Source organism: Variovorax sp. GW821-FHT09A10 (assembly GCF_059418385.1).
On record NZ_JBWKPT010000006.1, the window covers coordinates 95066 to 116427 of the forward strand.

14 protein-coding genes are annotated in these 21362 nt (G+C 68.2%); 5 read left to right on the top strand and 9 right to left on the bottom strand.

Annotation, left to right across the window (positions count from 1 at the left end; genetic code table 11):
* Positions 1 to 63 precede the first annotated feature (63 nt).
* The 3 genes from AC07Q9_RS22180 (at position 64) to AC07Q9_RS22190 (ending at position 3795) form a co-directional block, all read left to right on the top strand.
* The gene (locus AC07Q9_RS22180) at positions 64 to 684 is read left to right on the top strand and encodes a CHAP domain-containing protein (protein WP_495311810.1); all 621 of its coding nucleotides are present in this window, start codon (positions 64 to 66) and stop codon (positions 682 to 684) included.
* A gap of 20 nt (positions 685 to 704) precedes the next feature.
* Complete coding sequence (locus tag AC07Q9_RS22185; RefSeq protein ID WP_492683477.1) at positions 705 to 1472, top strand: class II glutamine amidotransferase; 768 nt, start codon at positions 705 to 707, stop codon at positions 1470 to 1472.
* A 115-nt stretch (positions 1473 to 1587) separates the two neighbouring features.
* Positions 1588 to 3795 carry a TonB-dependent receptor gene (locus AC07Q9_RS22190; RefSeq protein WP_495311811.1) on the top strand — a complete coding sequence of 736 codons (2208 nt, stop codon included), beginning with the start codon at positions 1588 to 1590 and terminating at the stop codon, positions 3793 to 3795.
* Here AC07Q9_RS22190 and gshB read toward each other — a convergent pair whose 3' ends face one another.
* From gshB to AC07Q9_RS22235, 9 genes are all read right to left on the bottom strand, one after another.
* On the bottom strand, positions 3796 to 4749 hold the full coding sequence (gene gshB, locus AC07Q9_RS22195; protein ID WP_495311812.1) for a glutathione synthase: 954 nt from the start codon (positions 4747 to 4749) through the stop codon (positions 3796 to 3798). It abuts the gene before it with no gap.
* Complete coding sequence (locus tag AC07Q9_RS22200) at positions 4749 to 6032, bottom strand: benzoate/H(+) symporter BenE family transporter (RefSeq protein ID WP_495311813.1); 1284 nt, start codon at positions 6030 to 6032, stop codon at positions 4749 to 4751. The genes gshB and AC07Q9_RS22200 overlap by 1 nt, the downstream gene beginning before the upstream one ends.
* Positions 6033 to 6073: 41 nt before the next feature.
* Positions 6074 to 7942, bottom strand: coding sequence for a potassium transporter Kup (locus AC07Q9_RS22205; RefSeq protein WP_489060034.1), 1869 nt, complete (start codon positions 7940 to 7942; stop codon positions 6074 to 6076).
* Between the two features lie 155 nt (positions 7943 to 8097).
* Complete coding sequence (gene gshA, locus AC07Q9_RS22210) at positions 8098 to 9414, bottom strand: glutamate--cysteine ligase (protein WP_062477724.1); 1317 nt, start codon at positions 9412 to 9414, stop codon at positions 8098 to 8100.
* 183 nt (positions 9415 to 9597) lie between these two features.
* Positions 9598 to 10890 (bottom strand): glutamate-5-semialdehyde dehydrogenase, encoded by a 1293-nt coding sequence (locus tag AC07Q9_RS22215; protein WP_495311814.1) that lies wholly within the window; start codon positions 10888 to 10890, stop codon positions 9598 to 9600.
* Positions 10891 to 10963: 73 nt separating this feature from the next.
* On the bottom strand, positions 10964 to 12034 hold the full coding sequence (gene holA / locus AC07Q9_RS22220) for a DNA polymerase III subunit delta (protein WP_062477727.1): 1071 nt from the start codon (positions 12032 to 12034) through the stop codon (positions 10964 to 10966).
* Positions 12035 to 12054: 20 nt separating this feature from the next.
* A complete protein-coding gene (locus AC07Q9_RS22225) occupies positions 12055 to 12576 on the bottom strand; it encodes an LPS-assembly lipoprotein LptE (RefSeq protein WP_062477729.1) in 522 nt (173 codons plus the stop codon).
* 35 nt (positions 12577 to 12611) lie between these two features.
* Positions 12612 to 15242 (bottom strand): leucine--tRNA ligase, encoded by a 2631-nt coding sequence (leuS, locus tag AC07Q9_RS22230; RefSeq protein ID WP_495311815.1) that lies wholly within the window; start codon positions 15240 to 15242, stop codon positions 12612 to 12614.
* A gap of 87 nt (positions 15243 to 15329) precedes the next feature.
* The gene (locus tag AC07Q9_RS22235; RefSeq protein WP_495311816.1) at positions 15330 to 16805 is read right to left on the bottom strand and encodes an FAD-dependent oxidoreductase; all 1476 of its coding nucleotides are present in this window, start codon (positions 16803 to 16805) and stop codon (positions 15330 to 15332) included.
* Positions 16806 to 16935: 130 nt separating this feature from the next.
* Between AC07Q9_RS22235 and AC07Q9_RS22240 the strand changes: the two genes are divergently transcribed.
* On the top strand, positions 16936 to 18594 hold the full coding sequence (locus tag AC07Q9_RS22240) for an alpha-amylase family glycosyl hydrolase (protein ID WP_495311817.1): 1659 nt from the start codon (positions 16936 to 16938) through the stop codon (positions 18592 to 18594).
* A 5-nt stretch (positions 18595 to 18599) separates the two neighbouring features.
* Entirely contained in the window at positions 18600 to 20780 is a 2181-nt protein-coding gene (gene glgB, locus AC07Q9_RS22245) for a 1,4-alpha-glucan branching protein GlgB (protein WP_495311818.1), read from the top strand.
* Positions 20781 to 21362 lie beyond the last annotated feature (582 nt).

Genomic DNA, 21362 nt, shown 5'->3' on the forward strand with positions numbered 1-21362 from the left:
GACGTTCGCATGGACTAAGCTCGTCGCTGCCGGCCCGTGGCCGCGCGTCCTGCTTCACCGTCCATGCCCCGTTTCATCACTCGCCGCACCGTCGTCGTTCTCTCCACCCTCGTCCTCGTCGCCCTGCTCGGCCTGTGGGGCGCGAGCCGCTTCAACGTCAACCCGGCGCACGCGCCCGGCGAGGTGATCGACCAGTTCGAGGGCGTGCCGGTGTACTACAACGGCGCCATCAACCACGTCGACGGGCGCAGCGTGACGCCCGACGGCTACAACATCGGCCTGCGCTGGCAGTGCGTGGAGTTCGTCAAGCGCTACTACTACGAGCGCCACCAGCACCGCATGCCCGAGGCGCGCGGCCATGCCAAGGCCTTCTTCGACGCGGCCGTGGCCGACGGCGCGCTGAACACGGCGCGCAACCTGGTGCAGCACCGCAACGGCGGCGCGAGTGCGCCGGCGGTGGGCGACATCGTGGTGTTCGCGCCGTGGCTCTTCAATCCCTACGGCCACGTGGCGATCGTGTCGCGCGTGGACGCCGACGCGGTCGAGATCGTGCAGCAGAACCCCGGGCCCTTCGGCACCTCGCGCGAGCGCCTGCCGCTGGCGCTCGCTGACGGACGCACGCAGCTGGGCACCGCGCGCGTGCTCGGGTGGCTGCGGCTGCCCGCCTCCTCCTCCAAATCCTGAATCGCGGTCTAATCACAGCCATGTGCCAATTGCTAGGGATGAACTGCAACACGCCGACCGACGTGACCTTCAGCTTCACGGGGTTCGCGCAGCGCGGTGGCCGCACCGACCACCATGCCGACGGCTGGGGCATCGCGTTCTTCGAGGACCGCGGGCTGCGCCACTTCGTCGACCACCAGCCGGCCTGCGAGTCGCCGGTGGCGGAGTTGATCCGGCGCTACCCGATTCAAAGCCGCAACGTCATCGCGCACATCCGCAAGGCGACGCAGGGCGAGGTCAACCTGCAGAACTGCCACCCCTTCGTGCGCGAGCTGTGGGGCCGCTACTGGGTGTTCGCCCACAACGGCGACCTGAAGGACTTCCGCCCGCGCCTGCACGGCAACTTCCACCCGGTGGGCAACACCGACAGCGAGCACGCCTTCTGCTGGATCATGCAGGAGCTGGCCAAGTCGCACGCGGGCGTGCCCAGCGTCGAGGAGCTCACGCTCACGCTGCGCGAACTGGCGCCGCAGCTGGCGGCGCATGGCACCTTCAACTTCATGCTGTCCAACGGGCAGGCGCTGTGGGCGCATGCCTCCACCCACCTCTGGTACGTGGAGCGCCGCCACCCCTTCGTGACGGCGCAGCTCTCGGACGAAGACCTGGCCATCGACTTCGCCCAGCACACCACGCCCACCGACCGCGTGGCCGTGGTGGTGACGGCGCCGCTCACCACCAACGAGACCTGGACGCCCTTCACCTCGGGCGAGTTGCATGTGTTCGTGGACGGCCAACGGATGCCGCGCTGAGGCCTGACATTCAGCCTTTTGGCTGACACTTTTTTGCAACAGCACAAGAAAGTATCGATGAGTGAGTGCAAACAATGAACAATAACTGTTCTCATTTGCATTCGGTCGATCTTTCATGCCTGCCCCCCATTTCTTTCTCCGTCCGACCGTGGCCGCCTCGCTGCTGGCCCTTCACGCCCTGACGGCCCTGGCGCAGACGCCGCCGGCTGAACCTGCCAGCGGCACGCTGAGCACCGTCACCGTCGAAGCCAGCGCCGACGCCTCGGCCGAAGGCCTGACCAAGCCCTTCGCGGGCGGGCAGGTGGCGCGCGGCGGGCGCGTGGGCATCCTGGGCAACCAGGACATGATGGATTCGCCCTTCTCCAGCACCAGCTACACGCACGAGCTGATCCAGAACCAGCAGGCCAAGAGCGTGGCCGACGTGTTGCAGAACGACCCGTCGGTGCGCGTGGCGCGCGGCTTCGGCAACTTCCAGGAGTCGTACTTCATCCGCGGCTTCGTGGTGAATTCGGACGACATCGCCTACAACGGCCTGTACGGCCTGCTGCCGCGCCAGTACATCTCGTCGGAGCTGTTCGAGCGCGTCGAGGTGCTGCGCGGCGCGAGCGCCTTCCTGAACGGCGCCACGCCCACGGGCGGCGGCATCGGCGGCAACATCAACCTGCTGCCCAAGCGCGCGCCGAACGACCCGCTGACGCAGGTCACGCTGGGCACGGCCAGCGGCTCGCAGAGCTATGTGTCGACCGACATCGCACGCCGCTTCGGGCCCGACCAGAGCCTGGGCGTGCGCCTGAACGCGGCCCACCGCGACGGCGGCACCGGCGTGAACGCCGAGCAGGTGAAGCTCGACGTGGCCTCGGTCGGCTTCGACTGGCGCAGCCGCAACGCGCGCATCTCGGCCGACATCGGCCACCAGGAACATCGCCTGACGCGCACGCGCCCGAACGTGACGCTCGGCGCCGGCGTGACGCGCGTGCCGTCCGCGCCCGACAACCAGCTGAACTACGCGCAGCCCTGGACCTACTCCAACGAGCGCGACACCTTCGGCTCGCTGCGCGGCGAGTACGACCTCACCGACAACGTGACGGCGTGGATCGCCGGCGGCGCGCGCAAGAGCCACGAGGGCAATTCGCTCGCCGGCCTCACGCTCACGAACAACCTCGGCATGGGCAACATGTCGCGCTTCGAGAACCAGCGCCAGGACAGCACCCGCACGGCCGAAGCCGGCGTGCGCGGCAAGTTCGCGACCGGCCCGGTGAACCACACGGTGGTGGCCTCGTACTCGTACTACCAGCTCAAGGAGAAGAACGCCTACAAGTGGGACTTCTTCAACCCCCTGAAGACCCACCTGTACGCGCCCATCGGCTACCCGATCCCGGCCTACACGGCGAGCGCGTTCCGTGGCAACGACATGGACAACCCCGCGCTGCTGACGCAGACGCGCCTGAGCAGCCTGGCGATCGGCGACACGCTGTCCTTCCTGGACGACCGTGCGCAGCTCACGCTCGGCGTGCGGCGCCAGAAGCTGGAGAGCACCGACTTCGCCTACGACACCGGCAAGCCCACCGCGTACGAGAAGAGCCGCACCAGCCCGATGGCCGGCTTCGTGTTCAAGCTGCAGCCGCAGGTGTCGCTGTACGCGAACTACATCGAGGGCCTGAGCAAGGGCGACACCGCGCCCACGGTGTCGACCGGCGGCGCCGTGCGCAACGCGGGCACGCAGCTCTCGCCCTATGTGTCCAAGCAGAAGGAGATCGGCATCAAGTTCGACGGCGGCCGCATCGGCGGCGGCCTGGCCTTCTTCACGACCGACAAGCCGCGCGCCCTCGTCAACAGCGCCGGCTACTACGTGGCCGAAGGCCGCGACCGCCACCAGGGCCTGGAGCTGACCGCGTTCGGCGAAGCGGCCAAGGGCGTGCGCCTGATGGGCGGCATCACCTTCCTGGACGCCAAGCAGCGCGCCACGGGCGACGCCACGACCGACGGCCGCCGCGTCATCGGCATCGCCAAGACGCAGGGCACCCTGGGCGTGGAATGGGACGTGCCGGGCGTGCGCGGCCTGTCGCTGGACGGCCGCGTGGTGGCCACGGGCCCGAGCTACGCCGACGCCGCCAACACGCTGCGCGTGCCCGGCTGGACGCGCTTCGACGTCGGCGCGCGCTACCTCACCGAGGTGGCCGGCAAGCTGGTGACGCTGCGCGCGCGCATCGACAACCTGACCAACCGCAACTACTGGGCCTCGGTGGGCGGCTACCCGAACAACGGCTACCTGGTGCTCGGCGCGCCGCGCACCTTCACGCTGTCGGCGTCGGTCGACTTCTGATCAGGCCGAAGCCAGGTGCGCCTCGAGCGCATCGATGAACATCTTCGGCACGTCGAAGCCGGTCTGTTCGGTGATCTCCTGAAAGCACGTGGGGCTGGTCACGTTGATCTCGGTGACCGAGTCGCCGATCACGTCGAGCCCGATCAAGAGCAGCCCGCGCGGCGCCAGCACCTTGCCGATGGCTTCGGCGATCTCGCGGTTGCGCGCCGTGAGCGGCTGGGCCACGCCCTTGCCGCCGGCCGCGAGGTTGCCGCGCACCTCGGTGCCCTGCGGAATGCGTGCCAGCACGAAGGGCGCCGGCTCGCCCGCGATGATCAGGATGCGCTTGTCGCCCTGCGTCACCTCGGGCACGAAGCGCTGCACCATGATGGTTTCGGCGCCGTCCTTGTTGAGCGTCTCGACGATGGAGCCGAGGTTCAGCGCATCCTGCTTGACGCGGAAGATGCCCATGCCGCCCATGCCGTCGAGCGGCTTGAGGATGATGTCGCCGTGCTCGGCATGGAAGTCGCGCACGGCCTGCGCGCTGCGCGTGACCAGCGTGGGCGTGACGAACTGCGGAAACTCCATGATCGCGAGCTTCTCGGGGTGGTCGCGCAGCGCGCGCGGCGAGTTGACCACCTTCGCGCCCTCGCGCTCGGCCTGCTGCAGCAGGTGCGTCGAGTAGATGTACTCGGCGTCGAAGGGCGGGTCCTTGCGCATCAGCACGGCATCGAAGTCCTTCAGCGCCTTCGATTCGAGGATGTCGACGCGGTACCAGTCCTTCGGGTCACCCGTCAGCGTGATCTGCTGCACCACCGCCGAGACGCGCCCGCCGGATTTCCACTGGATGTCCTGCGGCAGGCAGGCCGCGATGCGGTGGCCGCGGCGCTGGGCCTCGCGCATCATCGAGAAGGTCGTGTCCTTGTAGATCTTGAAGTGATCGAGCGGGTCGGCGACGAAGAGGATGTTTTTCATCAGGCGTTCTTTCCGGCGCCGGGAGCGGCGGCTGTGGAGGGGGTTTCTGGCGGCATGTTGCCGGAAGCGGCGATGTCCTTGCCGGCGGGGGCTTTTTCAACGGGCACCTGCACCCGTGCGCGGCCGACCTGCTGCACCGCCAGCGCGACCGCGCCGGCCACCACGCCCCAGAAGGCGGAGCCGATGCCGGCCAGCGTCACGCCCGAGAGCGTGACCAGGAAGGTGATGAGCGCGGCCTCGCGGTGCGCCTCGTCGCGCACCGCCGCCGCCAGCCCGCCGCCGATGGTGCCCAGCAGCGCCAGCCCGGCGATGGCCGCGACCAGCTCTTTGGGGAAAGCCGTGAGCAGGCCAGTGACAGCCGCGCCGAACAGGCCGATCACCACGTAGATGGCGCCGCAGCTCACCGCCGCCGTGTAGCGTCGCGCCGGGTCTTCGTGCGCCTCGCGGCCCATGCACATGGCGGCCGTGATGGCGCTCAGGTTGAGCGCAAAGGCGCCGAAGGGCGCGAGCACCAGCGTGGCCAGGCCGCTGATCGTGATGAGCTTGCTGACCGGCAGGTCGCTGTAGCCGCTGGCGCGGATCGCCGCCACGCCGGGCAGGTTCTGCGAGGCCATGGTCACGACGAACAGCGGCAGCGCCAGGCTCACGATGGCCTGCCAGGTGAACACCGGCATTGTGAACACCGGCCAGGTGAGCGAGAAGTGCACAGCCGACCATGCCAGCTCGCCGCGCGCGGCCGTGAAGGCGATGGCCACCAGCAGCGTGAGCGGCACCGCGTAGCGCGGCAGCAGGCGCTTGCCCACGAGGTAGGTGGCGAGCATCAGCAGCACCAGCGGCAGCGCGGTCTGCGCCGCCGTGAAGGCCGCAAGGCCGAAGCGCGCGAGCACGCCGGCCAGCAGCGCCGAGGCGATGGCCATCGGGATCTTGTTCATCACACGCTCGAACCAGCCGGTGGCGCCCGCGAGCACGATCAGCACCGCGCAGACGATGAAGGCGCCCACTGCCTCGCCCATGCCGTAGCCCGCGCCGGCCACGGCCAGCACGGCCGCACCGGGGGTGCTCCAGGCAATCATGACGGGCTTGCGCCACCACAGCGAAGGCAGCGCCGAGGCCAGCCCCATGCCGATGCCCAGCGCCCACATCCACGAAGCCGCCATTTCGGGCGTGGCCCCGAAGGCCTGGGCGGCCTGGAACACGATGGCCACCGAACTCGTGAAACCCACGAGCACGGCGACGAAGCCCGCGGTGAAGGCCGAAAGGCTCAGGTCCTTGAAGAATCGCATGCCGCGATTCTGCCGGGGCGCGCGGCCTGGCGCTGCGCGCCTCAGATCTCGATCTTCGAACCCAGCTCGACCACGGCGTTGTTGGGCAGCCCGAGGAAGGCCGCCGCGCCGCTCGCGTTGTGGTGCATCTGCGCGAACAGCTTCTCGCGCCACGGCGCCATGCCGCTGCCCAGGGTGGGGATCACGACGTCACGCGAGAGGAAGTAGCTGGTCGTCATCGGCTCGAGCTGGCAGCCGCGCATGCGCGCGTTGTCGAGCGCGCGCGGCAGGTCGATGTCGTTCTTGAAGCCGTAGTGCACGATGATCTGCCAGCAGTGGTTGCCCAGCGCCTCGATCTCGATGCGCTTGTCCATCGGAATCCAGGGCACCTCGTGGTTGCGCACGGTGACGAACATGTTCTGCTCGTGCAGCACCTTGTTGTGCTTGAGGTTGTGCAGCAGCGCGTTGGGCACCACGCCCGGTTCGGCCGTGAGGAACACGGCCGTGCCGTCGACACGCGCAGGCGGGCTCATGAACACCGAGCCGAGGAAGGACTTGAGGTCGATCGCGTCCGCGTGCTGCGCCTCGCCCATGAGGCGGCGGCCTTCCTTCCAGGTGACCATCAGCGTGAACACCGCGCCGCCGATCAAGAGCGGGAACCAGCCGCCTTCGAACAGCTTGAGCAGGTTCGAGGCGAAGAACAGGAAGTCGACCACGAAGAAGATCGCGGTCGAGGCGATGCACAGCGCCAGCGGCAGCTTCCACGCGTAGCGGATCACGAAGAAGGTCAGGATCGTGGTGATCAGCATGTCGGTGGTCACGGCAATGCCGTAGGCCGCCGCCAGGCTGCTCGAGGTGCGGAACATCACGACCGCCATCACGATGGCCACGAACAGGCCCCAGTTGACCAGCGGGATGTAGATCTGGCCTGCCGTGCGCACGCTGGTGTGCTCGATGTTCAGGCGCGGCAGGTAGCCCAGCTGGATCACCTGGCGCGTGACGCTGAAGGCGCCGGTGATGAGCGCCTGCGAGGCGATCACCGTCGAGAGCGTGGCCAGCAGCACCAGCGGAATGAGGGCCCATTCAGGCGCCATCATGAAGAACGGGTTCTTCACGGCCTCGGGGTTCTCCAAGAGCAGCGCGCCCTGGCCCAGGTAGTTGAGCGTGAGCGCCGGCATGACGACCGAGAACCACGCGATGCGGATCGGCTTCTTGCCGAAGTGGCCCAGGTCGGCGTACAGGGCCTCGGCACCGGTCACGCACAGCACCATGGCGCCCAGCAGGATGAAGCTGGTGCCCGGGTTGTCCCAGATGAACTTCAGCGCATACCAGGGGTTCAGCGCCTTGATGATCTCGGGGTGGTGCCCGATCTGCCACACGCCCAGCACGGCGATGGCCGCGAACCACGCCAGCGTGACCGGGCCGAAGAACTTGCCGATGCCCGCCGTGCCGCGCTTTTGCACCGCGAACAGGCAGAACAGCACGACCAGCGTGATCGGGATCACGTAGTGCTTGAAGTGCGGCGACACCACCTCCAGGCCTTCGACCGCCGAGAGCACCGAGATGGCCGGGGTGATGACACCGTCGCCATAGAAGAGCGAGGTGCCGAAGATGCCGACGATCAGGAGCAGCTGGCGCAGCCTCGGTTTGTCGGCCACGGCCTGGGAGGCCAGCGCGAGCATCGCGACGAGGCCGCCCTCGCCTTCGTTGTCGGCGCGCAGCACGAGCACGACGTACTTGATGGAGACGATGACCGTGAGGGTCCAGAAGAACATCGACAGGATGCCGTAGACGTTCTCCACGGTGAACGGCACATGGCCGTGACCGAAGACTTCCTTGACCGCATAGAGAACGCTGGTGCCGATGTCGCCGTAGACGACGCCGATGGCGCCGACGATGAGGCCGGCAGAGATATTTTTGGGGGCTGACACGAGGTCGATGGGAAAAGGTTGGCTCGCAATGATCGACGCGTCAGTCACGCCGGGGTGCCGCGGCCGCGCCGCGCATCCCTCCGCCCTTTTGGTTCCGTTGCTGTGGGGCCGCTATTTTGCCGTTGCCCGCTGACGCCGCAACCCGCCCCCGTCGCTCATTCGTAGATTTCGGCGTCCGGATCGGTCGCTTCCATCTCGTAACTGGCCGCGACCATGGCCAGGCGGCCCACCACGCCATACATGTAAAAACGGTTGGGGGCGCTGGCACCGGGCTTGGCACCCGGCTGCGGCAACTGCGCGCTTTCCGAGAAGGCCAGCGGCACGTAGCTGGCGCCCGGCTGCTTGAGGTTCTCGTCGGCGGCGCGCTCGGCATGCACGCGGTAGAAGCCGCCCACCACGTAGCGGTCCATCATGTAGACCACCGGCTCGGCCACGCCGTTGTGCACGCGCTCGTTGGTGAGCACGCCTTCCTGCACGATCAGCTCGGTGGGTTCGCGCAGGTCACGCCCGGCGCTGGTCTTGGCGGGCGACGAGGTGGCGGTGCGCGACTTGCCGATCAGCGCCTCGACCTCCTTGGCGTCGCGCACGGTCACGACGCCGGGGCTGCCGCTGCCGCTGTGGCCGCCCTTGACGACCACGAAGGGCTTCTCGTTGATGCCGTATTCCTTGTACTTGCGGCGCACCTTGGTGAGCACCGCGTCGACATGGCTGGTGAGCACGTCGATGCCGCGGCCCTCGGCCACGTCGACGCCTTCGGCGCGCGCGTAGATCGGGTTGATCAGCCAGGGGTCGATACCCAGCAGCTTGCCGAAGCGCTTGCACAGCTCTTCGTAGCTGTGCAGGTGGTTGCTCTTGCGGCGCACCGACCAGCCCGCGTGCAGCGGCGGCAGCAGGTACTGCTCGTGCAGGTCTTCGAGGATGCCGGGCGTTCCTGCAGAAAGCTCGTTGTTGAGCAAAATTGTGCAGGGATCGAAGTTCTTCAGACCCAGGCGGCGCTTGGAGCGCACCACCGGCTCGAGCGTCACGGTCTCGCCGTTGGGCAGCTCGATCTTCTTGGGCGACTTGATGGCCGGGTCGATCGAGCCGATGCGCACATTGAGGCCCGCCATGTGGAAGATGCGCACGAGTTGCGCGACGTTGGCGAGATAAAAGGTGTTTTTCGAGTGGTTTTCAGGAATGACGAGCAGGTTGCGCGCCTCCGGACAGATCTTCTCGATGGCCGCCTGCGCGGCCTGCACCGCCAGCGGCAGCATTTCCTTGGTGAGGTTGTTCCAGCCACCGGGGAACAGGTTGGTGTCGACCGGAGCCAGCTTGAAGCCCGCGTTGCGGATGTCGACGGCGCTGTAGAACGGCGGCGTGTGCTCCATCCACTCGAGGCGGAACCAGCGCTCGATGGCGGGCATCGAGTCGAGCACCCGCTGCTCCAGTTCGTTGATCGGGCCGGTCAGGGCAGTGACGAGATGCGGAACCATGCAGCGGCCTTGTTGGTTTTGTGCTTAAAGGTGGAGTGGAATTGTAGGATTTGGGGATGGCGCGCCCGATGACAAGCAGTCAAAGAGAACAAAGCACCCCAATCCACAACACACGTTGCAAGAACACCGCGGCACGGGCCTCGCCGCGCCGCCGGCCCGATGGCCCCGGCCCTTCGGACCCGATTAACCGCGGACTTCGCCCTGCCCCAGCACCACGTACTTGAGCGAGGTCAGGCCTTCGATGCCGACCGGGCCACGCGCATGGAACTTGTCGGTGCTGATGCCGATTTCGGCGCCCAGCCCGTACTCGAAACCGTCTGCGAAGCGCGTGCTCGCATTCACCATCACGCTGGCCGAATCGACCTCGCGCAGGAAACGCTGGGCGTTGATGTGGTCGCGCGTGACGATGGCGTCGGTGTGGTGGCTCGAGTAGCGGTTGATGTGCGCAATGGCCTCGTCCAGCCCCGCCACCACCTTGATGCTGATGACGGCGGCCAGGTACTCCTCGGACCAGTCGGACTCGACCGCATCGATCACCTTCGCCTGCGGATGGTGCGCCTCGCTGGCGCGCAGGATCGCGGCGGCGGCCGGGTCGCAGCGCATCTCGACGCCCTTGGCGGCGAAGATGGCAGCGATCTCGGGCAGGAAGTGGTCGGCCACCGAGGCCGCCACCAGCAGGCCTTCGGCGGCGTTGCAGGGGCTGTACTTCTGGGTCTTGGCGTTGTCGACGATGCGCAGCGCCATGTCGAACTCGGCCGTGTCGTCCACGTAGACATGGCAGTTGCCGTCCAGGTGCTTGATGACAGGCACCTTGGCGTCGCGGCTGATGCGCTCGATCAGGCCCTTGCCGCCGCGCGGAATGATCACGTCGACGAACTCGGGCATGGCGATGAGCTGGCCCACGGCCTCGCGGTCGGTGGTCTGCACCAGCTGCACCGCATCGACCGGCAGGCCGGCTTCGGCCAGCGCCTCGGACACCAGGAGCGCCAGCGCCTTGTTGGAGTCGATGGCTTCCGAGCCGCCGCGCAGGATGGCTGCGTTGCCGCTCTTGATCGCCAGGCTCGCGGCCTCGATGGTCACGTTGGGACGGCTCTCGTAGATCATGCCGAAGACGCCGATCGGCACGCGCATCTGGCCCACGCGGATGCCGCTGGGCTGCTGCTTCATGCCGATGATCTCGCCGATCACGTCGGCCATGCCGGCCAACTGCTCGCAGCCCTCGGCCACGGTGTCGAGGACCTTGGGCGTGAGCTTGAGCCGGTCGACCATCGGGGCCGACAGGCCGGCGGCCGTGGCGCGGGCCAGGTCTTTCTCGTTGGCGATGGCCAGCGCGGGGCCGGCTTCGCGCAGGCGCCGGGCCAGCGCTTTCAGTGCTCTGTTTTTGGTAGCTGCATCCGCACGGGCCATGAGGAATGCAGCGGCTTTGGCTTGCAGACCGAGGGTCTGCATGTGCTCGCTGACGTTGAACGCGTTCATGACCGGCATTTTCCCACGCGGACCTTCGGCCCGGCTGACGCGGGCCTTTTGATGGCGATCGACGGCGGAAGCGTCAGGCCCGGCGTGGCGCCGCAGCCGTGCTGCAGGCGCGGCACAGCATCAGCGCCAGCCGCTGCAGCGCCTGCCAGCCGCTGGCGGGCCAGTCGGGCTGCTTCAGGCCCTTGCAGATGCCGTCGACCAGGTGGGCTGCGCGCAGCAGCCGGGTCAGCATGCGGTCGTCCAGGCGCGGCAGCACGCGCTCGAAGGCACGCTCGCGCGGGCCCCAGATGCGGTTCTCGCGCAGCGCCATCGGCAGCGGGCGGCCGGCGGCCATGGCGTCCTTCACGCGCTTGAGGGCGCGGATGTCCTCGGCGATCGTGTAGTGCACCAGCACCTCGGCCTCGCCTTCGGCCTGCAGGCCGTCGAGCATGCGCGCCACGCGCTGCGGGTTGCCGGCCAGCACGGCCTCGGAGAGCTTGAACACGTCGTAGCGCGCCACGTTGTTGACGGCGCCCTCGACCTGCTCCCAGCTCAGCTCGCCCGCCGGGTGCAGCAGCGCGAGCTTCTGGATTTCCTGATGCGCGGCGAGCAGGTTGCCTTCGACGCGATCGGCAAAGAACTGCAGCGTGCGCTGGCCTTCGTCGCCGGGCATCACGCGCTGGTTCTGCAGCCCCAGGCGCTGGGCGATCCATTGCGGCAGCGCGGCGCGCTCGATCGGGTCGACCTGGATGCTCACGCCGTTGTTCTCCAGCGCCGAGAACCACGCGCCGGTGCGCGTGGCCTTGTCCAGGCGCGGCAGCATCACCAGCGTGAGCGTGCTGTCGTTGCCGGGCGCGCCCTCGGCCAGCTGCTGCAGCGCGACGCTGCCGTCCTTGCCGGGCTTGCCCGAGGGGATGCGGATCTCGACGATCTGCTTGTCGGCGAACAGCGAGAGCGAGCCCCCGGCCGCGAGCACCGCGCTCCAGTCGAAGTGCGCGCCGGCCACGGTGTACGAGCTGCGCTCGGTGTGGCCCTGGGCGCGCGCGGCGGCGCGGATGGCGTCGGCCGCCTCCTGCGCGAGCAGCGGCTCGTCGCCGTGGATCGTGTAAAGCGGCTTCAGGCCCTTTTGCAGGTGGGCGCCGAGCTGGGCACTGGCAAGTTGCATTGAACGAACGGAAGCGACGCTTACAGGGACTGCACCGCGGCCAGCCGGCGCATCAGCTGCTGCGCGATGTCGGCCTGCATGTCGCGGAACAGCAGGTCGGCCTCGCCTTCCTTGGCCAGCGCGTTGGTTTCGTTGAAGCTCAGGTCGCGCGTCTGCGAGACCTCCGACGCGGGCAGCAATTCCTTGCCGCCCGGCGTGCGCAGGCTGAAGCGCACGCGCAGGCGCAGCTGCAGCTCGCGCAGCAGGCCGGCGGAGTTGGTCGAGATCACGAAGCGGTCGCGGTCCTCGCCCAGCACCACGAGCACGGCGTCGGCGGTGCTGGCCTCTTCCTTGGGCACCAGCGTCACGTTGCCGGCCGCGCGCAGCTCGCGCCGCAGCTGGTTGATGAGCGCCGTATTGCCTTCGAGCGACAGCGTCTTGAACGCGAAGTTCGGCGCCTTGCGCAGCGCGAAGCCGCAGCCGGACAGGGCCAGCGAAGCGCCTGCCACGCCGAGGCCCAGGAGAAAGCCGCGGCGCGGCTGCGAGGCATTGCGAATGTTCATGCGTCTGTCGTTTCCGTCGTTCTGCAGTGTCGGGTTCAGATGACCACGTTGACCAGGCGCCCGGGCACCACGATCACGCGCTTGGGCGGCGCGCCTTCGGCGAAGTTGACGAAGTCGTCGCAGGCAAGCGCCAGCCGCTCGATCTCGTCCTTGGACGCACCGGCGGGCACCAGCAGCTTGCCGCGCAGCTTGCCGTTGACCTGCAGCATGAGCTCGACCTCGTCCTGCGCCAGCGCGGCCACGTCGACCACGGGCCAGGGGGCGTCGAGCAGGTCGCCCGATGCCTTGTCGTAGCCGAGCTGCTGCCACAGCTGGTGCGCGATGTGCGGCGTGGCCGGGTACAGGCAGCGCAGCAGGATGCCGAAGCCCTCGCGCGCGGCGGCCGCGTCGCCCGCGCTGCCGTCGGACTTGAAGCCCTCGAGCGCGTTGAGCAGCTTCATCGCGCCCGACACCACCGTGTTGTATTGCATGCGCTGGTAGTCGTAGTCGATCTGGCGCAGCACGGTGTGCACCTCGCGGCGCAGCGCCTGGGCGGGCTTGCCGAAGCTCTGGCCGGCGAGCGCCACGGGCGCCACGTCGGCCTGGGCCACGCCGTAGTTCCACACGCGGCGCAGGAAGCGGTAGCTGCCCTCGACAGCCGCGTCGTTCCACTCGAGCGTGGCTTCGGGCGGCGCGGTGAACATGGTGTACAGGCGCGCGGTGTCGGCGCCGTACTTCTCGATCAGGTCCTGCGGGTCGACGCCGTTGCGTTCGCTCTTGCCCATCTTGCCCACGCCGCCGTACTCGACCTTGGTGCCGTCGGCCAGCGTACCGCCGGTGATGCGGCCCTGTGCGTCGAGCACCGCCGTGACTTCGAGCGGCGGGAAGTAGTCCTTGCCGCCCTTCTCGTTGCGCTTGTAGAAGATGTGGTTGAGCACCATGCCCTGCGTGAGCAGCTTGGCGAAGGGCTCGTCGGCCTTCACGAGGCCCAGGTCGCGCATGACCTTGGTCCAGAAGCGCGCGTACAGCAGGTGAAGAATCGCGTGCTCGATGCCGCCGATGTACTGGTCCATCGGCATCCAGTAGTCGGCGCCCTCGGCGACCATGGCCTTGTCGTTGGTCGGGTCGCAGTAGCGCATGAAGTACCACGACGAATCCACGAAGGTGTCCATCGTGTCGGTCTCGCGCCGCGCAGCCTTGCCGCACACCGGGCACACCACGCCGGCGTGGAAGCCTTCGTGCTTGTGCAGCGGGTTGCCCGAGCCGTCGGGCACGCAGTCGGTGGGCAGCACCACGGGCAGGTCCTTCTCGGGGACCGGCACCGCGCCGTGTTCTTCGCAATGGATGATCGGGATCGGCGTGCCCCAGTAGCGCTGGCGGCTCACGCCCCAGTCGCGCAGGCGCCAGGTGGTCTGCAGCTCGCCCAGGTCCTTCTGGCCCAGCGCATGCGCCACGGCGGCCACGGCCTCCTTGTAGGTCATGCCGCTGAAGTTGTCGGAGTTGATGGTCACGCCGCGCTGCTTGTCGCCGTACCAGTCCTGCCACTTGTGATAGTCGAAGTGCGGCTCGTCGTCGACCAGCACGACCTGGATGATCTCGATGCCGTACTTGTTGGCGAAGGCGAAGTCGCGCTCGTCGTGCGCGGGCACGCCCATCACGGCGCCGTCGCCGTAGCCGATAAGCACGTAGTTGCCCACCCACACCGGCACCTGCTCCTCGGTGATCGGGTGCTTCACGGTCAGGCCCGTGGGCACGCCCTTCTTCTCTTGCGTGGCCAGCTCGGCTTCGGTCGTGCCGCCGCCCTTGCATTCCTCGATGAAGGCCGCGACCTTCGGATCGAGCGTGGCGGCGTGCGCGGCGAGCGGGTGCTCGGGCGCGACGGCGCAGAAGGTGACGCCCATGATGGTGTCGGCACGCGTGGTGAACACGTACATGCGGCCGTCCTGAATCAGCTTGCCGCCCGCGTCCCGGATGTCATGCGTGAACGCGAAGCGCAGGCCTTCGCTCTTGCCGATCCAGTTTTCCTGCATCAGCTTGACGCGCTCGGGCCAGCCCGGCAGCTTGTGCTGCGTGTGCTCGAGCAGTTCTTCGGCGTAGTCGCTGATCTTCAGGTAGTAGCCGGGGATCTCGCGGCGCTCGACGGTGGCGCCGGTGCGCCAGCCCTTGCCGTCGATCACCTGTTCGTTGGCCAGCACGGTCTGGTCGACCGGGTCCCAGTTGACGACCTGGGTCTTGCGGTAGGCAATGCCCTTTTCGAGCATCTTGAGGAACAGCCACTGGTTCCACTTGTAGTAGCTCGGATCGCAGGTGGCGATCTCGCGGCTCCAGTCGATGGCCAGGCCCATGGCCTGGAGCTGGCCCTTCATGTAGGCGATGTTCTCGTAGGTCCACTTGGCCGGTGGCACGCCGTTCTTCAGCGCCGCGTTCTCGGCCGGCAGGCCGAAGGCGTCCCAGCCCATGGGCATCAGCACGTTGTAGCCGCTCATGCGCAGGTAGCGCGTGAGCATGTCGTTGATCGTGTAGTTGCGCACGTGGCCCATGTGCAGCTTGCCGCTCGGGTACGGCAGCATCGAGCAGGCGTAGTACTTCTTGCGGCTCGCGTCCTCGGTGACACGGTAGACATCGGCGGCGCGCCATTGCGCCTGGGCAGCGGACTCGACGTCGCTGGGTTTGTAGCTGGGGTTCATGACATCTCGGCAGGGCCCGGCTCGACGGCGGCCGGGAAGGCGGATTATCGCGCCGTGCGTGATCGTCCCCCGGGCTCCATGCCGGAATCAGGCCCTTTCCTGCGGCGGCGGGGCGGGCGTCCACTCGTCGCCGAACAGTTCCGGCTCGCTGTAGGCCTCCAGATTCGCCCAGTGGTGGGCCGCGTCTTCCCGATAGAACAGGCTGGCGAGCCCCGCCGCCAGGCGCCGCGCGCCGTCGCTGATGGCCGGAATGTCACCCGACACCGTGCCGTGGGACAGCGCCGCCGGGTAGCAGAAGCAGTGGATGCGATCCAGCCCCGGGCAGGCGCCGGGCGCGTTTTCCTGGAATTCGAAGGCCGGGCCGAGGTCGGGCGAATCGGCCAGTTCGCGGTCTTCGTCGCCGGGCGCGGGCGTGAAACGGTCTTTCCAGGTGCGGATGTGCGCGGCAATGCCCGCGAATTCGGGGCGAGCGGCCCAGTCGACCTGGAAACCGGTCGACACAATTAAAAAGTCGAACGCGAAGTCGCCCTTGGGCGTGGTGACACGCAGCACCTCGCCCTGCGGCGCCACGGCCAGGATGGGGCAGCCGAAGTTGAAGAAGGCATTGGCGTGCCGCGACACCCGCAGCGTGCTGCCGTGCGGCGGCGGCACGTTCAACACGTTGATGTAGTGGCGGATGCGCCATTTCAGCGCGTCGGGCAGGTCGTAGTGCCCCTGCGTGAGCCCCGGCACGCCGGCGCCCTTGCCCTTGTTGACGCGCGGCAGGTCGGGCCGTCGGATCAGCAGCTCGACGCTGTGCGCGCCCGCTTCGAGCGCGGTGGCGGCGCTGTCCATGGCCGAGGAGCCCGCGCCGACCACGCCCACGCGCAGGCCTTTCAGGCGCGCGTAGTCCATCTCGTCGGAGGAATGCGCCCACTTGGCACGCGGCAGGCCGTCCACGAACGCCGGCACGGCCGGGCCGCCCAGGCCGTCGCGGCCGGTGGCCAGCACGACGCGGCGCGCCAGCACGCGGCGCTCGCCCTCGGGCGTGCGCAGGTCCAGGCGCACGGCGCTGGCGTCGGGCAGCGGTTGCAAGGCAGTCACAGCGGTGTCGTTGCGCACGTCCACGCCCATCACGCGCCGGTACCAGACCAGGTAGTCCATCCATTGCAAGCGCGGGATCTTGTCCATCGCGGCCCAGGCCTCTGTGCCGAACTGGGCCTCGAACCAGGCGCGGAAGGTCAGCGAGGGCAGCCCCAGCGCCGGGCCCGTGAGTTCCTTGGGCGAGCGCAGGGTTTCCATGCGCGCGGTGGTGGCCCAGGGGCCTTCGCGCCCGGCCGGCGCGCGGTCGAAGACCACCGCGCGGATGCCCTGCTGCGCCAGCGCACCCGCCGCGGCCAGCCCGGCCTGGCCGCCGCCGATGATGGCCACGTCGAGCACGGGTTCGCCGTCGACCTGGCGCGGCGGCACCCAGGCGCGGGCGGGCCAGCCGAGGTAGTCGAGGTCCTGGGCGAGCCGGCGTTCGAGCGCGGCAAGGCCGATGGGTGGGGCAGAGGGGGAGAAAGCGGTGTCGTCGGTGGTCATCGGTCGGGGGTCGGGGCGGCAGCGCCCCGCCCTGCTGAATTTACCCACTTCCGCGCGGCGCCCGCTTGCAACAGCGTACCGCTGGCCCGGATTTCGCATGCCACAATGAATTTCGACCACAGGGGCAGGCATGAGCGGCAGCAACGGCGAATGGTGGCGGGGCGCGGTGATCTACCAGATCTACCCGCGCAGCTTCATGGACAGCAACGGCGACGGCGTCGGCGACCTGCCCGGCATCACGTCGAAGCTCGACCACGTCGCCCGTCTGGGCGTCGACGCGGTCTGGGTCTCGCCCTTCTTCCGCTCCCCCATGAAGGACTTCGGCTACGACGTGGCCGACTACCGCGCGGTCGATCCGCTGTTCGGCACGCTGGCCGACTTCGACGCCATGCGCGTGCGCATGCATGCGCTGGGCCTGAAGCTCATCATCGACCAGGTGCTCTCGCACACCTCCGACCAGCACGCCTGGTTCGCCGAAAGCCGCAGTTCGCGCGACAACCCCAAGGCCGACTGGTACGTCTGGGCCGACCCCAGGCCCGACGGCACGCCGCCCACCAACTGGCTCTCGGTCTTCGGCGGCTCGGCCTGGCAGTGGGACTCGCGCCGGCGGCAGTACTACCTGCACAGCTTCCTGGCCGAGCAGCCCGATCTCAACTTCCATTGCCCCGCCGTGCAGGACGCGCTGCTCGGCGAGGTGCGCTTCTGGTGCGAACGCGGCGTGGACGGCTTCCGCTTCGACGCCTGCAACCACCAGTTCCACGACGCGCTGCTGCGCGACAACCCGCCCGCCACGGTCGAATCGATGGGCGAGGTCAGCACCGTGCGCGCCGACAACCCCTACGCGATGCAGCAGCACCTGTACGACAAGAGCCAGCCCGAGAACCTCGTGTTCCTCGAGCGCCTGCGCCGGCTGCTCGACGGCTACGGCGCGGTCGCGCTGGGCGAGGTCGGCGACGAGAACGCGCCGCCGGTCATGGCCCAGTACACCGAACGCGGCAAGCGCCTGCACCTGGCCTACAGCTTCAGCCTGCTGACGGCCGACCACAGCCCGAAGCACCTGCGCCACCAGGTCGAATCGCTCGACACCGCATTGGCTGTGACGGGCGGCTGGGGCTGCTGGGCGGTGTCGAACCACGACGTGCCGCGCGTCGCCACGCGCTGGAGCGATGGACAGGCGCCCGACACGCGCCGCGACCGGCTCTGGCTCGCGCTGCTGCTCGCGCTGCGCGGCAGCGCCAGCCTCTACCAGGGCGAAGAGCTGGGCCTGCCCGAGGCCGACGTGCCCTTCGAATTGCTGCAAGACCCTTACGGCCGCGCCTTCTGGCCCGAGTTCAAGGGCCGCGACGGCTGCCGCACGCCGATGCCCTGGACCGCCGATGCGCCCAACGCCGGCTTCAGCACCGGCACGCCCTGGCTGCCGGTGGACGGCGCGCACCTGCCGCTGGCCGTCGACCAGCAGGAGGCCGACCCCGGCTCGATGCTCGCCTTCAGCCGCGCGCTGCTGCACTGGCGGCGCACCCAGCCGCTGCTGCGCACGGGCACGCTGGCGTTCGTCGATGCGCCCGCGCCGCTGCTGCACATCGTGCGAAGCGACGGCGACGCGGTGCTGCATGCGATCTTCAATACAGGAATCGAACCTGTCGCGGTTCCCTTGCCCGAGCCGCTGGTGCCGCTGGCCGGCCACCCGCTCGCGCCGACCGCGACCCTCACCGCCGGTCCAAAGCCCCTGCTGACGTTGGCGCCTTATGGCGTGTGCTTCGGCACACCCGCCGAAGCAGGAGGACGCTGAACCCCATGCCCCCTTCTCCTTTTCTCCAAGCTGCCGACATCCACGCACTGATGCGCGCCGAGCACGGCGACCCGTTCGCCGTGCTCGGCCCCCACGAGACCGCCGACGGCCTCGAGGTGCGCGCGCTGATGCCCGGCGCGCGGCAGGTGGCGGTGGTGCATTCGCGCACCGGCTGGCCGCTGTCGATCCTTGCCCGGCACGAGGGCTCCGACCTGTTCAGCGGCCTCGTGCCCGCGGCCGAGGCGCGCATGGGCTACTCGTTCCAGGTCGACTGGGAGACCGGGCACGCCTCGCGGCTCGAAGACCCCTACCGCTTTCCGTTCGTGCTCGGCGAGACCGACGTGTGGCTGCTGGCCGAGGGCACGCACCTGCGGCCGTGGGAGCGGCTGGGCGCGCACCTGCGCGAGATCGACGGTGTGAAGGGCGTGGCCTTTGCCGTGTGGGCGCCGAATGCGCTGCGCGTGTCGGTGGTCGGCGACTTCAACAACTGGGACGGCCGGCGCCACATGATGCGGCTGCGCCGCGAGTGCGGCGTGTGGGAGATCTTCGCGCCGCACGTGGCGACCGGCGACAGCTACGAGTTCGAGATCCTGTCGTCGCGCGGCGAGGTGCTGCGCAAGGCCGACCCCTTCGCGTTCTCATCGCAGCTGCGCCCCGGCACCGCCTGCGTCGTGGCGCCGCTGCCCGCGCCCGTGCCGATGCCCGCCGGGCGTGCCGAGGCCAACGCGCACCAGGCGCCGATCAGCATCTATGAAGTGCACCTGGGTTCGTGGCGCCGCAAGCACCACGGCCAGGAATGGCTGGACTACCGCGAGCTGGCCGACACGCTCGTGCCCTATGTGCGCGACATGGGTTTCACGCACATCGAGCTGCTGCCCATCACCGAGCACCCCTTCGACGGCTCGTGGGGCTACCAGCCCATCGGCCTGTATGCGCCGACCTCGCGCTTCGGCACGCCCGGCGACTTCCGCCATTTCGTCGAAGCCGCGCATGCCGCGGGGCTGGGCGTGATCCTCGACTGGGTGCCCGCGCACTTCCCGACCGACGCGCACGGCCTGGGCAACTTCGACGGCACCGCGCTGTACGAGTACGCCGATCCGCGCGAGGGTTTCCACAACGACTGGCAGACGCTGATCTTCAACTACGCGCGCACGGAGGTGCGCAACTACCTCGTCGGCAACGCGCTGTACTGGCTGGAGCGCTATGGCGTGGACGGCCTGCGCGTGGATGCGGTGGCCTCGATGCTGTACCGCGACTACAGCCGCAAGGCTGGCGAGTGGGTGCCGAATGCGCAGGGCGGGCGCGAGAACCTGGAGGCCATCGACTTTCTTCGCCGCATGAACCGCGTGGTGGGCGTGGAGCGTCCGGGGGCTGTGACCATTGCGGAAGAGTCGACGAGCTTTCCGGGCGTGACGCGACCGCCGGAAGACGGCGGGCTGGGGTTTCACTACAAGTGGAACATGGGGTGGATGAACGACACGCTGGCGTATGCCGGGACCGATCCGGTCTACCGCAAGCACCATCACCAGCAGATCACCTTCGGACTGATGTACGCGCACAGCGAGAACTTCGTGTTGCCGCTGTCACATGACGAAGTGGTGCACGGCAAGGGGTCGATGATCGGGCGTATGCCCGGCGATGAATGGCAGAAGTTTGCGGGGTTGCGCAACCTGTATGGGTACCTCTGGGCTTATCCGGGGAAGAAGCTGCTGTTCATGGGGGGGGAGTTTGCGCAGTACGCGGAGTGGAATGCGGATCGCGGGTTGGACTGGCATTTGCTCGAGCACGCGGCGCATCAAGGGGTGCGGCGGTTGGTGCGTGATCTGAACAACGTGTATCGGCACTTTCCTGCTTTGCATGAGCTGGACCATGAGGGGGCTGGGTTCGAGTGGTTGGTGCATGACGATGTGGCGCAGTCGGTGTTTGCGTTTGTTCGGCGGGCTCGGGATGGGACGTTTGTGGTGGTGGCCTGCAACTTCACGCCGTTGCCTCGGCATGCGTATCGGCTTGGCGTTCCTGTCGCGGGGGCTTATCGCGAAATCATCAACACCGATGGTTCGGTGTATGGCGGCAGCGGCGTGGGAAACGGGATTGTCGAGAGCGCTCCCACCGCCTGGCATGGGAAAGCGGATTCGATTTCGGTCAGCGTGCCGCCACTCGCTACCGTGATGTGGGTGTTGGCTTGATAGGCCTGGAATCGTCTTTTTTCCCGAGGCCGGGTCTCGCCCCGGCAGGCGACCTACTTTTCTTTGCTTCGCCAAAGAAACGTAGGCAAAAGAAAGGCGACCCTGCTGTCTGCGTCCCTCCGCTTCGCTGCGGGCAACCTGCGGTGCTCGCATTTCGCGGGGTCTCGCCCAAACTCGCTTCGCTCAAACAAGGGCGAGCCCTGATCCGCGAAACGCTGCGCTCCTCGGCGCATACAGAAGGGATTGGGATACCAGCGGGCCATCGCTTCGCTCGGCCAGTGGGCCGCAGCAGGCGCTTCGCGCCTGCTGCGGCTGAGACTGGTCGCGACGTTGGTTGGAACTTGAACGGAGGCGCGCGCGCGAGTGCAGACGTGCCTACGTGCACGAGCACCAACACGAGCACGGACACAGGATTTGGCTGTTGGCAACTCCCGGGCCGAGCGAAGCGACGGCCCGCCCGGTATCCAAGCCCCTCTGGCTGCGCCGAGGAGCGCAGCGTTTCGCGGATCAGGGCTCGCAGCTGTTTGAGCGAAGCGAGTTCTGCGAGACCCCGCGAAACGCGAGCACCGCAGGTTGCCCGTA